The sequence below is a fragment of the Rhodococcus sp. 21391 genome, assembly GCF_016772255.1.
GTDB lineage: Bacteria > Actinomycetota > Actinomycetes > Mycobacteriales > Mycobacteriaceae > Rhodococcus_F > Rhodococcus_F opacus.
Window position 1 is genome coordinate 408,474 of sequence record NZ_CP063782.1, and the last position, 14,883, is coordinate 423,356.

Sequence of the window (14,883 nt, forward strand, 5' to 3'; positions counted from 1 at the left end):
ACTTTCTGTGTTCTGCTCTGGTGTCGTCGGGGGAGCGTGGGCACCCCTCGCTTCCCCGGCTCGAGGGATGCACGAAAGTCCATCGCTCACCGCAGAGTATTTCCCGGGTCAGTCGCGCATGTGGTCGTGCCAGTCGCCTCCGTCGCCGCCGTGCGCGATCAGAACAATCGCGGCGATCGCGTAGAGGACGATCGCCAGCAGCAGCAAGCCGCCGAAGATCCACAGGGACAGTTGCCCGAGCTTGCGTACCCGGCGGGAGGCGTATTCGGCGCCGTCGATATCACCGTCCACCCATCTGGGGTAGACCTCGAATGCGTGGTGGAAGGCCGAGAATGCCAGCGGCCAGAAGAACAGCAATGACGCCACCGCCCAGCCGGCGTTGCTGGTGGGTCGCGACCGGACCGATGGGACCGCGGCTGCGTCGGCGGCGGGCCCGCTTCGGGTGGGCCGATCGTCCGGTGCGGGCTCGGATGCTGGATTGACCATGGTGACTCCGTATCCGTCATAAGGGCATCCGTCATAAGGAAACCCGCTTCGACGGTACGTCTGCCGCGCTGAGGATTGGCTGAGAGCTGCGAACGAGGTACCGGCATGCTCGGGCGGTAAACCGCGGCGGTGACGGACCCGCTGTGACACTTGCCGCCCCGGCCCGTCCAACAGGGACGGAAGGCTTCTCTGCGGCCGCAACACCATCGGTGTCGGGTTGCGGCCGAGGAACGCCGGGGACCATGCGCCTCTCGTGGCCGAGAATTCACCCTCCCGGGCCGGCCGGGTGTGATCGCCGTCCCGCTCTCAGCGGCTCCACAGCAGCCGACACTGATACTGCGGGTGTGAGAGAAGCAGTACAACCCCCGGTGTCATTGGTGTCGGCGCACGGTGCACCGATTCATTCCAATCTGGTCGGGCGGGCCCACGAGGTGGTTGCCGATATCCATCAGGGCGGTGCCACGACCCTGGCCTTGGCCGTGCTGGTCGGGGGTGCGGCGTTGTTCCTGGGTGGGTCCGTCTGGCGGAGCCTGCAGGGTGATCGCCGGGGTCCGGCCGCGGCGGCGATCGCCGTGCAGTGCACCGGATTGGCCGCGGTGTTCGCCGCGTTGGCCTATCAGGTCAGGGCCGGGGGCTGGGTGACCGGTGCGGACCCGGCGGTGCTGAGTTGGTTCACCGGACACCGGTCGGACTGGGTGACCGGGCCGGCCATCGCGGTGACCGACGCCGGCGGTCCGGCGGGCACCATCATCGCCGCGGTCGTGATCGGCGCGGTGCTGTCCCGGCGGGCCCGCTCACCGATCCCCGCGCTGATTCTCATCGGGACCGTCGGTGCGGCGGCACTGGCCTCTACCGTGACGAAATCCGTTGTCGGGCGTGCTCGCCCCCCGATCGTGTCCCAGGTGTTGCTCGAGACGGACCATTCGTTTCCGTCCGGGCATGCGACCGGGGCGATGGCGTTGTTCACGATGGCCGCCGTGATGTTCGGGTACGCCCTGTCGCCGACCCGTCGTGCCCTGTTGCTGAGCTTGGCTGCGGCGGTGACCGTGGTGGTGTCGGTGACGCGCCTGTACCTCGGTGAACACTGGCTGACCGACGTGATCGGCGGGATGCTCCTCGGTGGCCTCGCCGCGGTGATCGGCGGGGCGCTCTACACGACCTGGATGGACCGGACCCGCGCCCGGGTGGCTGCGAGTACGGACGAGAACTACACGCACTCGGGTCGCAGCGACCCGACGACGATGGGATACGCGGCATGAATGTGGCACTGGGACTTGGCTTACTGGACGCGTCGACGCTGCTGGGCACCTTGGGGTTGCTCGGCGTCCTCGGCGCCGTGGTCATCGAAACCGGTCTGCTCGTCGGGTTCTTTCTGCCGGGCGACTCGTTGCTGTTCACAGCCGGTGTCTTCGCCGCCCAGTCGCATCCGTTCGCGCCGTTGTGGCTGCTGCTGCTCACCGTCCCGGCCGCTGCGATCGTCGGTGACCAACTCGGGTTTCTGATCGGCAGACGGGCCGGGGACACGGTGTTTCATCGGCCCAGCGCCAAGCGGATCGGCCCGAAACAACTCGAGCAGTCGCGGCGGTTCTTCGACCGCTACGGGCCGCGCACGATCCTGTTGGCCCGCTTCGTTCCCGTCGCCCGCACGATCGCACCGGTGATGGCCGGCGCGTCCGGGATGTCCTACCGCACCTTCGCCGTCTACAACGTCATCGGCGGCATTGCCTGGGGCGTCGGGGTGCCGGTCCTCGGCTACCTGCTCGGCGGAATCGCATTCGTCCGCGGTCATATCGAGGTGATCCTGATCGCCGTCGTGCTGGTGTCGATTCTGCCGCTGGTGATCAACGGACTGCGGGCCCGGCGTCGAGGACAAGGTGCGGTCCTTCAACCGGACAGCATCCCGACGCCCACCGGCGAGCCGGGCCAGTGCGCCCGTTCCGGCGCACCATATACCCGACGCTCCTGACCGCATACCCGACGCTCCTGACCGCGTGAGCGCCCATCAGAGTGTGAGGGGTTCCGCGATGGTTCCACTTCACCGTCGACGGGGAACGCCAGAGAACCCCGGTCGGAATGAGAATCCACCTCCGAGAACCCGCCTCGATTGGCGGTCGATCTCGGTGCACCAGCCGGACCGGAGAGCGCCGGGAGCAGGAGGCGATAACGCGAGATGGAAGGTGACAGCTCGAGCCATTGCTCAATGGCCTGCCTACTCGGGGGATGTACCCGAGGCGGTCAGGACCCGGGCGGCGATCGCCCGCATTCCGGCGGTGGTGGGGTGCAACGACTCGGCGAAAGACTGCGGGAGCAGGCCTTCGAACCATCGCTGTTCGGGTCCGGCGCAGGCATCGTGTCCGATGGCGGGGTTCGCAACGTCCACGAACCGGGCCCCGGTGGCAGTGGCCGCGGCGGCGAGAACCTGATTCATCCTCACGAAGAAGCCTGAGATCCAGGCTGCGTCGGCGTCGCTGGTGGGAATGTTCGGCCAGCAACCGTGGGCTCCGAAGATACCGCCGTGACCGACGAGCAGCACCCGGGCCCGCGGGGCACGTTCTTCGATGGCGGCCAGTGCCGCGGACACCTTCGGCTCCAGCGCGGCGAGTGCGGAAGTCATCCCACCGATGGTCTCCGGGTCGGTGCGACAGTGCGCATCGGTGCCCGGGACGGTGGTGTAACACGGTGCCACCAGGGACTGCCACGCGATGTCGTTGCCACCGATACCGACTGTGACAAGCGTGGTGTCAGGTCGCAGGGCATCGATCTGCGGTCGTACCGCACCGGTGGCGGTGGATTGGGACGCAGTGGTGAGATTCTCAGTTGTCGCTCCCGAACACGACACGTTGGTGAAGGAATCGGCGTGCAGCGCCCGGGCCACCACCCCCGGATATCCCTCGACCGACCGGAAGCAACCGTCGTGCAGCGAGATCGGCGCCAGGTAGGGACCCGCGGCGCGGGAATCGCCCAGGGCGACGTAGCGGACCGTTCCATCCGGCACCGGGTCGGCCATCGCCGGGTCGGACCACAGGACGGCGAGCGCGGCCATGCCCCCCACCAGAGCCGTCCGCATGGTCCGCGCCCAAATCAGTGTCCAACTCCGGCGTTGTGGTGTTCCCACACCGTCAGTATCTGCCCGCGCCGCTGTGATGACGCTGAGAGGAGCGCCGACCCATCGAGTGTCCGCCGCTGCGGCCGTTGTAGTTGGCGTCCCGGAAGGACCAGATGGCGGATGATGGCCGCATGAGATCCGTACCCGAGTGGCTCAGACCGTCGCTGTGGGGGCTGGCGATCCGGTCCGCACTGGTCGCCGGAGCGGTCGTGACCATCGCCCTGGCGCTCGGGGCGACGGCGCTGCTGTTCGTACTGGACCGGTCCCTGCTCTCAGGCCTCGATGACGCCGCGACCGCCCGAGCCCAGGACATCACCACCAGCCTGCGATCGGACCCACCCGCGGACCTCGACGCTCAGCTATTCGACACCACCCAACGCATCACCCTCGTTCAGCTCGTCGACCCGGCCGGACAGGTGGTGCGGACATCGGACACCGACCCCGGCACCCCGGCGACCGATGTGCGGCCACCTGCCGGTGGTCCGCCGGTGCCGGGACTGACCGGGCGGCCCAAACACGGTACGGATTTGCGGATCACCGCGCAGGGCGCGCGCGGCATCGGAGGTGACTACACCGTCCTGGTCGCGGCGAGTGAGGAACCGGTGGAAGCCACCCTCGCCACGGTGGGTGGGCTTCTCGCCCTCGGCGGTCCGGTCATCGCCCTGATCGCCGCGGTGGTGACCTACAAACTGGTACGGCGCTCCCTGCGGTCGGTCGAACACATCCGCACCCAAGTCGCCACGATCTCGAGTACCGACCTCGCCGAACGGATTCCGGTGCCCACACCCCGGGACGAAATCGCGGCGCTGGCGCGGACCATGAACGACATGCTCACCCGACTCGAGGCCGGGCACACCGCGCAACGCCGATTCGTCGGCGACGCATCACACGAGCTGCGCAGCCCACTGGCCACCGTCACCATGGCGTTGGAACTGGCCGACGCCCGCCCGGAACTACTCGACCGCGAACTCGTACGGGACACCTTGCTGCCCGAGGTCACCCGGATGCACCTGCTGGTCGACGATCTGCTGCTACTCGCCCGCGCCGACGAGCGCGGTCTGCCGCTGCGGCTCGGCGACGTAGACCTCGACGACGTGGTGAACACCGAGGTCCACCGCGCCCGAGGCGAGACCGGTAAGGCGGTCACCGCCTCGTTGACCCCCGTGCGGATCCGCGGCGACCTCACCCAGCTCGAGCGTGTACTGCGCAACCTCATCGACAACGCCGTCCGGTTCGCGGCACATGCCGTTCACGCGGAGGTCTCGCGGCGCGGGAACACCGCGCAGATCACGGTGTCCGACGACGGGCCGGGCATCCCGCAGTCCGACCGAGCCCGCGTCCTCGAACGCTTCGTACGACTCGACAACGCCCGTGAACGCGACCGCGGCGGTTCCGGCCTCGGCTTGGCCATCGTCGCGGAAATCGTCTCCGCCCACCGAGGTTCGGTGCGGATCGGGGAGAGTGCGCAGGGCGGGGTGCAGGTCGTGGTCACCCTGCCGGCGACTCCGGCCGAGCCGTCGTGAGCCGATATCCGACGCCGCGGACCGTATCGATGGTGTGCGCGCCGAACGGCGCGTCGATCTTCCGGCGGAGATAACCGATGTACACCTCGACGATATTCTCGTCACCGTCGTAGTGCGCGTCCCACACGTTGCGCAGAATCACGCCCTTCGTCAGGGCAGTGTCCGGGTGACGCAACAGGAACTCGAGAACCCCGAACTCGCGGGGCGTCAGGGCCAACTCTTCGTTCCCCCGCATGACGCGTCGCCGCGCCGGGTCGAGGCTCAGATCACCCGCGGTGAGCAACACCGGACGCGCTGGTGCGCCGCGGCGCACCAGCGCGCGCAAGCGGGCGACGAGAACCACGAAAGAGAACGGTTTGACCAGGTAGTCATCGGCACCGAGATCGAACGCGTCGGCCTGGTCATACTCACCGTCCTTGGCGGTCAGCATCAAAATCGGAGTCCAGATCTGCTTGGCGCGAAGTGCACGGACAATCTCGTATCCGTTCATTCCCGGCAGCATGATGTCGAGAACGATCACATCGAAGGTGTCCTCGGTGGCGCGCCAGAGACCGTCCTCACCGGTGGCGGCGGTGACCACCACGAAACCCTCGAGTTCGAGGCCGCGGCGCACCACACTCGCCAACCGGGCTTCGTCCTCGACGACCAGCACCCTCATCAGACTGTCACCTCTTGTCGCACCCGTTGCTCCTCGGTCGGTGTTACGGGGCGGAGTCGGAAGTGGTGATGACGTCGCCCCAGGCGGCGCGTGAACCCGATTCGCCGATTCGGTAGACCTGAACAATGGTCGCTGCTGCTACGACGATGGACAGGGCGGCGACGACCAGTGTGAGCGCCCGTGACGGGTTGCTCTTTCGCTCGCGGAGATGGACCGCGGCGACGGCCAGGGCGGCCACGAGAAGGGCGGCGGAGAAGTAGATCATCGTGTCGCCCAACTCGGTGTGGGTGTGCACGGCAGCCGACCCAGCGACGTGTTTTACGAGCCATTCGCCGGCGTCGGTGGTCAGCGGAGTCAACACGGTGATCACGGCGGCGAGGACGAGGGTGAGCCAGACGAGCCGCCGTCGGGCGGGCGGCCACACACCGCACCCGATGACCAGGAGCGCCGTCAGTGGAGCCAGGACCACGATGAAATGAACGAGCAGCACGTGGACGGGCAAGCCGCTGACAGTGGACATGACAACAGTATCGCGGGCGGCGCTGAGAAAGCGCTGAGGCCGGAGGAACCTGCCAATGGAACCATGCCATCGACGATCACGACTCGGACCGCGCCGTGCGGAGTGGGCGGCAGACCTGGGTCGTGCAGAGTTCAGAGCGTGATCTCCGCGAGGACGGCCTGCAGACCGTCGATGAACGACCGGACGGTGGAGGCATCGAACAGGTCCGTCGAGTACACCAGCTCGGCGTCGATGCCGGCGGGTTGCCCGCCGGTGTCGTGGCGTTCGGTGAAATGGAAGTGCAGGTCGCATTTCGCGATGCCGAGGGGCCGAGGGGTGATCTCGAAACGCAACGTCTCGGCATTCAACGTGGCGGGAGTGAAGTTGTTCAGCGACAACGCGACCTGGAAGAACGGATGCAGAGACGATGAGCGGGGCGGATCGAGCACCTCGACCAGCCGCTCGAACTGCACCTCGGACTGGGCGAGGGCACGCAGTTCCACGTCGCGGGACTGGTCGATGATCTCGGCGAAACTCATGCCCGGGTCGAGGCGGGTACGCAGCACGATGGTGTTGACGAACATGCCCACCACGTCGTCGAGCGCGGGATCCCCGCGGCCCGCGACGGGGGTGCCGATGGCGATGTCGCGGTCCCCGCTCAGGCGCACGAGCAGCATGGCCACCGCCGAACGCAGCGCAGTGAACAACGAGGCGTGCTGATGGTGGACGAGGGTCAGCAGGGCGCGGTGAGTGCGTTGATCGATCTGAAAGCTCTCGCGTCCAGCCCCGTATGACCACTTGTGTGGTCGCGGGCGGTCGGTGGGTAGCGGGAGTTCGCCGGGAAGACCCGCCAATTCCGTTTTCCAGTAGGCAATTTGCCGCGATGCGAGGCTCTCGGGGTCGGACTCGGCGCCGAGGAGTTCGCGCCGCCACACACTGTACTGCGAGTACTGCACCTCGGCGGGTCCCCACACCGCGGCTGCGCCCGCGGCGCGGGCGGTATACGCGACGACGAGATCGCGCGCCAACAACGCCAACGACCAGCCGTCCGCCGCGATGTGGTGAATGACGCACGCAAGGACGTGCTCGCGAGGGGTCAGCGCGAAGATCCCAGCGCGCAGCGGCGGTTGCTCGCGCACATCGAACCCGGTCTCGAGGAGACGCGCTATCGGTTCCTCGGCGTCCCGGGCCGGGATCTTCACGGGGGTGAGATCGGGGAGGGCGTCAGCGACGTCGAGCACCCGCTGGTACGGCCCGGTGGGGGAGTCGGGGAACACCGTTCGCAACGATCGATGGCGCTCGAGAACATCGGCGGTGGCCAGCCGCAGGGCATCGGTGTCGAGTTCCCCGACCACCCTGACCGTGAAGGGAATGTTGAACAACGCGGGTGTAGTGACGGTGCGGTCGATGAACTGTTGCGACGGCGACAACGGCACGCGATCGGGCACCGTCACGGCACGCAACTGCGGTCGGGGTGCACGTTCGCCGTCGGGGTGGCCGGCGTCGGTGACTACCTGCGCGAGCGCCGCCACGGTGGGCGTGTCGAAGAGTTCCCGCACCCCCAGCGAGGTGCCCTGTTCGGCGTTGATCACCGCGACCACCCGGGTGGCCGACAGAGAGTCTCCGCCGAGGTCGAAGAACGAATCGTCCGCCCCCACCGCGGGCACGGCGAGTATTCGGGCGAACACGTTGGCGACACTGCGTTCGGCTGCCGTCGCCGGGTCACGGCGAGATGCCGGGGAGGAGCCGAACACGGGCGCAGGAAGGGCGCCGCGGTCGAGCTTCTTGGTCGGCGTCAGCGGAACCGCGTCCAGGACCATGATCGATGCGGGAATCATGTAGTCCGGCAGGAATTGGGCCACTTCCGTTTTCAGAGTTCCCGGTGTGGTTGCCGCCTCGGGTCGAAGCATGATGTAGGACACGAGAACCGGGTCACCGGCCGGGTTCTGCTGCACCACGGTGGTGGCGAAGGTGACGTCGTCATTTCGGTGCAATGCGGCGTTGATCTCGCCGAGTTCGATGCGGAACCCGCGGATCTTGACCTGTCCGTCGGTGCGGCCCAAGAATTTGAGGGTCCGCTCGCCGGTCCAGCGGACCCGGTCGCCGGTGCGGAACAGGCGGGAGCCGGGTTTGCCGAACGGGTTGGCGACGAACCGTGATCCGGTCAGTGCGGGCCGCTGATGGTAGCCGCGGGCCACCCCCGCGGTGGCGAGGTAGAGCTCGCCCGCCGCGCCCGGCGGCAGCGGGCGCAGTCGGTGGTCGAGCACCACGGCGCTCACCCCGCGCATGAGGGATCCGATCGTCACTGCGTGCTGCGCAGTGATCGGGTCGGTCAGGGTGACGCTGCAGGTGGTTTCGGTGGGCCCGTAGGCGTTGCGCATCGTCCGGCCGCCGGCCCAGCGCCGCACCAACTCCAGCGGGCACACTTCGCCGCCGACCAGCGCGAGCTGTATGTCGTCGAGCCCCGTCGGGTCCACGGTCGCCAACGCCGACGGTGTCGACAGCAGATGGGTGATGCGTTCGTCGCGCAGAAGCGCCGCCAATTCCTGCCCGCCGTACACCTCCGGCGGGGCCACCACCAGTGTGGCACCCGAGATGGCTGCGGCGAGGACCTCGACCAGCGCGGTGTCGAAGCTGGGGGAGGCGAAATGCAGGACGCGCGAGCGTGCGGAGACCGCGTAGTTGTCGCGGATCTCCTGGGCCAGATTCGCCAGACCCTGGTGGGTGACGACCACACCCTTGGGCCGGCCGGTGGACCCGGAAGTGTAGATCACATACGCGGGGTGCTCGATGAGCAGCGAACGGACACGGTGTAGGTCCGCCACTGCCGCACACCCCGGCCCGGGATCACCGCACGTGGCAGTGTCGTCGTCGAGGATCAGCCACCGGACGTTATCGGGCAGATGCCCGATCTCGGTGGACACGGTGAGCCCGACCGCGGCGCCGCAGTCGCCGAGCGTGTACTCGATCCGATCGGCCGGATGAGTCGGATCGACGGGCACATACGCGGCGCCGGTCTTCGCGACCGACCACAGTGCCAGGACCGACTCGTACGACCTCGCCGCCGCTACCGCAACCAGGTCTTCCGGTCCGATTCCCTGCCCGATCAGGGCCGCGGCGACCTGGTTGGCGCGGCAGTCGAGTTCGGCATAGGACACCGCACGTCCACGGTCGCGGACCGCGATGGCCTCCGAATGGGACTCGACCATCGCGGTGAGAAGTCGATCGAGCGTGATCGGATCGCTGTCCGGCAGACCGCTGGCCGGCACGAACTCTTCGCGTTCACCCGGGGCGAAGACGTCGAGATCGGCGACCGGGAGATCCGCCGCGGTCGCCGCGGCGAACGATGTGAGGAAGGTAGTGAATCGGCGGTGATGGCTGGCCAGCTCAGCTTCGTCATACAGTGCCGGACTGCCCTCGAAATCGATCCGGGCAAGCGAATCCGACAGCCCGGGGTAAATGTTGACCGCCAGATCCGCGGTCGGCCCGGTGGTCAACACCCGCACGCGGCCGGTCACCGCGCCGAGGGTGATCTCCTGCCTGAACAGCATGAGGTTGAGTACCGGTCCGAAATGCGCGAGACCGTTTCCCTCCGAGCCCATCTCCCGCCCAATATCCTCACGGCGATACCGTTGATGGCGCAGTGCTGCCGTCAACGCGGCTCTGGCCACCCCGATCGCGCCGCCCACCGTGGTAGCTCCGATTCCCTCGAGCCGCAGCGGAAGAACGTTCGATACCGAACCACCCGCCGCCCGGAGCCGGGCCGATGTGCGTGCAGAAACGGGCAGTGACAGAACGACATCGTCGGCACCGGTCAACCGGGCGAGATACGCCGCGAAGGCGGCCACGATCAGCGCCGTCGGATTATGGCCGGTCCCGGGCGCGAGTCCCCGGGTCGAAGGCTCCAGAGGAAGGGAATCCCCGGTCACCCGAACCGTGGCGCCCGGTGCAGCTGTCTGCGGGCTGAGGCTGACCACGGGGGGAAGCTCACGCACCTGGTGTTGCCAGTAGTCACGATCGCGACCGAACCGGGGGGAGGCGCGATAGTCCGCATCCTCGAGCAGGATCCGTTCCGGGTCGATGACCTGGCGCTGCGGCGCGTCGATGCCGTCGATGGCGGTGACGTACAGTTCGGCCGCCCGGCGCATCGACATCATCGCCGCATACCCGTCCAGCGCGATGTGGTGGGCGCGCGAATACCAGTAGTAGTGCTCGTCAGCCAGGTGCAGGATGTGCGAGACGATCAGCGACTCGCCGTACATGTCGATGGGCGCGGCGCTCTCGTCCCGCATCCACGCCTGGGCCGCCTCGATGGAGCCGCCACGAAAGTCGACAATGGGCACCGGTTTCACCGACGTGGTGCCCAGGAGCTGGTGCGGGTGCCCGTCGACGTCGACCAGCCGGATGAATCCGCCGCCGAGTTCGCGGCGTGCCCGCTCGCTCGCCCCGGCCAACCGTTCGAGGTCGACCGGCCCGCGAAGCTCCACATACTGGGCGATGACGTACGGGACGTCGGGGGTGAGTTGCTGGGCGAACCAGATGGAGCGCTGCGCCGCCGTCAGGGGGATTACTTGTGCGTGCCCCGGCTCCGGCAGGTTGGTACCGGAGATCACATCCGCCTCGCGATTCGCGTCGTATCTGGTCCGTCACTACTCGCACTGGTCGGTGCCGGGGATGAGGTGTCCTCGGCTCGAGGCCATGAGCGGGCAGTCACGGTCCGGGCGCCGGAACCCGCAGGGCCCCTCACCTGACCGCCCGCAGCACGACAAGCTCTTCACTGCGCTGCCCGGGACCGATCACTCCACGCTGGGTCAGCATGTCCCGGCGCGCGGCGAGAACCGGGCCGAAGGGGACCTCGACCCGCGACACGACATCCACACGCAGACCCCGTTCTTCGAGCATCGTCTGGGACTTCCCGATCCCACTCAACGAGGACTGCACGAGCAGCAGCACCCCGCCGGCCTTGAGAACGTCCGGGACCTGCACGCAGATCCGGTCGAGTACCGCGCGACCGTCGGTGCCCGCATCCCAGGATCGAGCGACCCCGCTGTAGGGCAGCCCTGCAGTCTCGGCGGGGACGTAAGGCGGATTGGACACCACCAGATCGAAACGTTCGCTGCGGACAGGCTCGGTGAGATCGCCGCGCACCACTCGCACCGAACGACGGTGCAGCCGGGCATTGATCCACGTAGTAGCGAACGCGCGCCGCGACACGTCGACCGCCGTCACCCGCCCAGCACCCTGCTTGACGGCGCAGACACTGAGCACCCCGGTTCCGGCACACAGATCCAACACTCGGGAATCGGACCCGAGAGTCTCCTGTTTCAGAGCCTCGACCAACGCCCATGAATCATGCTGCGCGGGGTATACGCCCGGGAGTCGCACCAGCACCGGAGCCTCCTTTTCACTGTCCAGACTCCGCTCCAGAGGTCGTTCCGAGCGCCGATGGAACTTATACAAACTCCACAACATGCGCTTGACCACCCACGCCACGGCGTGAGCACCAACACCCTTTGACCTCGGCATTTCGTCGACGACCCTCAACCTGACGCCCCAAGCACGGCTGTGGTTCCAACTGTCGCGGAAGATCGTCTCCAAGAAAACGATGCTACATACAAGATGCCAAACCTCACCATCTGGATCCTGATGGACCACGGAACAGGCGGAAGGGTGATCATCGACAACCCGGACGGAACCCGCCCGAAAATTCGTTGCGGCTCGATTCCGACGCTGCGGGGCAGGGATTTTCGCTGTATCCACGGAGATGGCTGACCGACCATACGCGATCCTCGTTGAGAATTCGCTGAGAGCGAGCCCGTTACCGGACATCCCGGGCTAATCGGACAATTTGAACCAAACAGAATGTGCGGCAACACACCTCGCTGGTCGTGTCCAGTTTGTTTCGTTCTCGCTGGCCATGCATTCGCCGCCGTCCGTCCATCGAGTGCTACCCGATGGACGCCACGCTGTCCCGGTATCGGAGGTTCGCGTTCGGGCGGCTCTCATATGTCGTACGCCACGGCCTGCCCGAGGACGCGGATGCCGACACGGTCGCCGGGGGTGAGGGCGGTGGCGCCGAAGCGGCGCACGGTGACCCGTTCGGGCACCTCCCCGTCCCCGGTGTCGAGGCGGATACCGAGCAACATCTCGGACCCGAGGTACTCGACGTCGACGACCGTCCCGGACATACCGGCACCATCCGTGGTCACCTCGATCTGCTCCGGCCGCAACATCACTCGGGCGTTGCCGTGGACGCCGTTCGATGCCACGGCCACGTCGCCGAGGGCGCAGTGGGCCCGACCACCGTCGACGTGCGCCGACAGCACGACGGCGTCGCCGATGAATTCCGCAGTGGCGACGTCGATGGGGGTGGAATAGATTTCGCGCGGGGTGCCGATCTGGGCGAGCCGGCCCGCGCTCATCACCGCAACCCGGCCGGCGAACGACAACGCCTCGGGCTGATCGTGGGTGACGAGGATGGTGGTGATCGCCGCCTTCGCGAGGACGTCGGCGACGATCCTCCGGGTGTTCGCCCGCAGGCCGGCGTCCAGCGCGGAGAACGGTTCGTCGAGCAGCATGAGTTCGGGTTCCCGGGCCAGCGCCCGCGCAAGTGCCACCCGCTGCTGCTGCCCACCCGACAGCTGGTCGGGTCGCCGGACCGCGAAGGACGGGTCGAGCGAGACCATCTCGAGTAGCTCGGCGATCCTCGCCGGGGTGCGGGCCCGGCGGGGCAGCCCGAACCCGACGTTCGCGCCGACCGTGGCGTGCGGGAACAGCGCACCGTCCTGGGCGACGTACCCCACCGACCGCCGGTGCGCGGGCGTCCAACCACCACCCGCGACGACCCGGCCGGCCAGTGCGATGGTGCCGGCGTCCGGCTTCTCGAAACCCGCGATCAGGCGGAGCAGGGTGGTCTTGCCGCAGCCGGACGGGCCGACGATTGCCGTGGTCGATCCCGGCTCGACCGCGAACGCGACCCCGCGGAGGATCGTCGCCCCGCCGAACGACTTGTCGACGCCGTCCACTTCGAGTGCGTATGTCATAGTCCCGCTACCTTTTTCGACTGGGAGAAGAGCACGTACGTCATCGGCAGCGACAGCACGATCATGATGAACGCGTACGGTGCGGCACCGGCGTAGTCGATCTCGCTGCTCAACGACCAGAACTGCATGGACAGGGTGCGGGTACCGGTCGGGGCCAGCAGGAGGGTGGCGGTCAGTTCGTTCACGATCCCCAGGAACACCAACGCCCCGCCCGCCGCCGTCGCCGGGGCGGCCAGTGGCAGCGTCACCCGGAAGAAGGCCGACAGCGGAGAGACCCCCAGCGACTGCGCCGCCTCCTCCAGCCCGACGGGCGCCTGCGCGAGCCCGGCCCGCAGATTGATCAGCGCGCGCGGCAGGAAGAGCAGCGCGTAGGCCGCGATCACGACGGTGACCGTCTGGTAGAGCGGATGGAGATAGCGGATGGAGACGGTGACCAACGCCAGCGCCACCACAATGCCGGGCAGCGAACTCGAGATGTATGTGCCGCCCTCGAGGAACCGGCTGAACCGGCCGCGATGGCGGATCGAGATCCAGGCGATCGGGAACGCGAGCACACACGTCACGACGGCACCGGCGATGCCGAATCCCAGGGTCTGGACCAGCGCGGCGGCAACGGTATCCAGTTCCCAGACCGTGCTCCCGCCGATGACAAGCCAGCGCAGGACACTTATCACCGGGACACCGACGGACGCCGCGATCAGCACCCCGAGGAACAGCAGCACGATCGGCGAATACCGCCAGCCGAGCTCGGCGGGGACGGCCCGCCGCGCCGCACCCGACCCGATCCGGGCGTACCGGGCGCTGCCGCGGACGACCGATTCGGTCACCAGCAGGGTCAGGCACAGCAGCACCAGGACCCCGGCGAGCATGGTCGCCGCGGCCCCGTTGAAGGTGGACTGGTACTGCTCGAAGATCGCCGTCGTGAACGTGTCGAACCGGATGAACACGAACGCCCCGTATTCGGCGAGAAGGTGCAGCGAAACCAACAGCGCCCCACCCGCGATGGCCAGGCGCAGCTGCGGCACCACGACGCGGAAGAACACCGCCCACGGGCCCACGCCGAGGGCCCGCGCCGATTCCTCGACGGCCGGGTCCAGCCGGCGCAGCGTCGCCGCCGCGGGTATGTAGACGAGCGGGAAATACGACAGGGTCGCGATGAGCACACCACCGTGCAGCCCGCCGAGCGAGGGAATCGCCGTCACCCACGAATAACTGTTCACGAACGCCGGCACGGCCAGCGGCGCCGCGAGAAGCACCGCCCACACCTTCGCCCCGAACACCCGGGTGCGCTCGACGAGCCAGGCGGCCGTGACACCGACGACGACGCAGATCGGCACCGTGACCACGACCAGCATCACGGTATTGGTGAGCAATTCGCGGACCCGGGGCCGGAACAGCAGTGCCGATGCGGTGTCCCAGCCCGTGTCGAGGCTCGCGGCGATCACATACCCGAGCGGGGCGAACGATGCGGCCACCACGATCACCGCGGCAACGGCCAAGGGCAGTGGCACGCCCGGCCGGGCGGTCGGGCGACGCGTCGTGTCCGCGTCCCCCGACCGCACGCGGCC

General features: G+C 67.8%; 11 protein-coding genes. 3 read left to right on the forward strand and 8 right to left on the reverse strand.

What is annotated here, in order from left to right; translation table 11 throughout:
- Positions 1 to 108: 108 nt before the first annotated feature.
- Positions 109 to 486 carry a CD225/dispanin family protein gene (locus tag GO592_RS36540; RefSeq protein ID WP_007297795.1) on the reverse strand — a complete coding sequence of 126 codons (378 nt, stop codon included), beginning with the start codon at positions 484 to 486 and terminating at the stop codon, positions 109 to 111.
- 344 nt (positions 487 to 830) lie between these two features.
- Here GO592_RS36540 and GO592_RS36545 point away from each other — a divergent pair, with 344 nt between their 5' ends.
- Both GO592_RS36545 and GO592_RS36550 read left to right on the forward strand, forming a co-directional pair.
- Positions 831 to 1,745, forward strand: coding sequence for a phosphatase PAP2 family protein (locus GO592_RS36545; protein ID WP_237720442.1), 915 nt, complete (start codon positions 831 to 833; stop codon positions 1,743 to 1,745).
- Entirely contained in the window at positions 1,742 to 2,452 is a 711-nt protein-coding gene (locus tag GO592_RS36550; RefSeq protein WP_007297797.1) for a DedA family protein, read from the forward strand. The genes GO592_RS36545 and GO592_RS36550 overlap by 4 nt, the downstream gene beginning before the upstream one ends.
- 243 nt (positions 2,453 to 2,695) lie before the next feature.
- Here GO592_RS36550 and GO592_RS36555 read toward each other — a convergent pair whose 3' ends face one another.
- Positions 2,696 to 3,529, reverse strand: coding sequence for an SGNH/GDSL hydrolase family protein (locus GO592_RS36555; protein WP_007297798.1), 834 nt, complete (start codon positions 3,527 to 3,529; stop codon positions 2,696 to 2,698).
- Positions 3,530 to 3,723: 194 nt separating this feature from the next.
- On the opposite strand from GO592_RS36555, the gene GO592_RS36560 reads away from it, so the two are divergent.
- On the forward strand, positions 3,724 to 5,115 hold the full coding sequence (locus tag GO592_RS36560) for a sensor histidine kinase (protein WP_007297799.1): 1,392 nt from the start codon (positions 3,724 to 3,726) through the stop codon (positions 5,113 to 5,115).
- Here the strand turns inward: GO592_RS36560 and GO592_RS36565 are convergent.
- From GO592_RS36565 to GO592_RS36590, 6 genes are all read right to left on the reverse strand, one after another.
- Positions 5,081 to 5,773 carry a response regulator transcription factor gene (locus tag GO592_RS36565; RefSeq protein WP_007297800.1) on the reverse strand — a complete coding sequence of 231 codons (693 nt, stop codon included), beginning with the start codon at positions 5,771 to 5,773 and terminating at the stop codon, positions 5,081 to 5,083. The genes GO592_RS36560 and GO592_RS36565 overlap by 35 nt on opposite strands.
- Positions 5,774 to 5,816: 43 nt before the next feature.
- A complete protein-coding gene (locus tag GO592_RS36570) occupies positions 5,817 to 6,293 on the reverse strand; it encodes a DUF2231 domain-containing protein (RefSeq protein ID WP_007297801.1) in 477 nt (158 codons plus the stop codon).
- 131 nt (positions 6,294 to 6,424) lie between these two features.
- A complete protein-coding gene (locus GO592_RS36575; RefSeq protein ID WP_007297802.1) occupies positions 6,425 to 10,885 on the reverse strand; it encodes a non-ribosomal peptide synthetase in 4,461 nt (1,486 codons plus the stop codon).
- 130 nt (positions 10,886 to 11,015) lie between these two features.
- Positions 11,016 to 11,663: a HemK2/MTQ2 family protein methyltransferase gene (locus GO592_RS36580; RefSeq protein ID WP_007297803.1), complete on the reverse strand. Its 648-nt coding sequence runs from the start codon at positions 11,661 to 11,663 to the stop codon at positions 11,016 to 11,018.
- A gap of 611 nt (positions 11,664 to 12,274) precedes the next feature.
- Positions 12,275 to 13,315 (reverse strand): ABC transporter ATP-binding protein, encoded by a 1,041-nt coding sequence (locus GO592_RS36585; RefSeq protein WP_007297804.1) that lies wholly within the window; start codon positions 13,313 to 13,315, stop codon positions 12,275 to 12,277.
- A complete protein-coding gene (locus GO592_RS36590) occupies positions 13,312 to 14,877 on the reverse strand; it encodes an ABC transporter permease (RefSeq protein ID WP_007297805.1) in 1,566 nt (521 codons plus the stop codon). The genes GO592_RS36585 and GO592_RS36590 overlap by 4 nt, the downstream gene beginning before the upstream one ends.
- Positions 14,878 to 14,883 lie beyond the last annotated feature (6 nt).

What these genes read in the sequence shown, in the direction of transcription:
- GO592_RS36540 (WP_007297795.1), bottom strand. Translation starts at nt 486, where the DNA reads ATGGTCAATCCAGCATCCGAGCCCGCACCGGACGATCGGCCCACCCGA.
- GO592_RS36550 (WP_007297797.1), top strand. Translation starts at nt 1,742, where the DNA reads ATGAATGTGGCACTGGGACTTGGCTTACTGGACGCGTCGACGCTGCTG.
- GO592_RS36555 (WP_007297798.1), bottom strand. Translation starts at nt 3,529, where the DNA reads ATGGCCGCGCTCGCCGTCCTGTGGTCCGACCCGGCGATGGCCGACCCG.
- GO592_RS36560 (WP_007297799.1), top strand. Translation starts at nt 3,724, where the DNA reads ATGAGATCCGTACCCGAGTGGCTCAGACCGTCGCTGTGGGGGCTGGCG.
- GO592_RS36565 (WP_007297800.1), bottom strand. Translation starts at nt 5,773, where the DNA reads ATGAGGGTGCTGGTCGTCGAGGACGAAGCCCGGTTGGCGAGTGTGGTG.
- GO592_RS36570 (WP_007297801.1), bottom strand. Translation starts at nt 6,293, where the DNA reads ATGTCCACTGTCAGCGGCTTGCCCGTCCACGTGCTGCTCGTTCATTTC.
- GO592_RS36585 (WP_007297804.1), bottom strand. Translation starts at nt 13,315, where the DNA reads ATGACATACGCACTCGAAGTGGACGGCGTCGACAAGTCGTTCGGCGGG.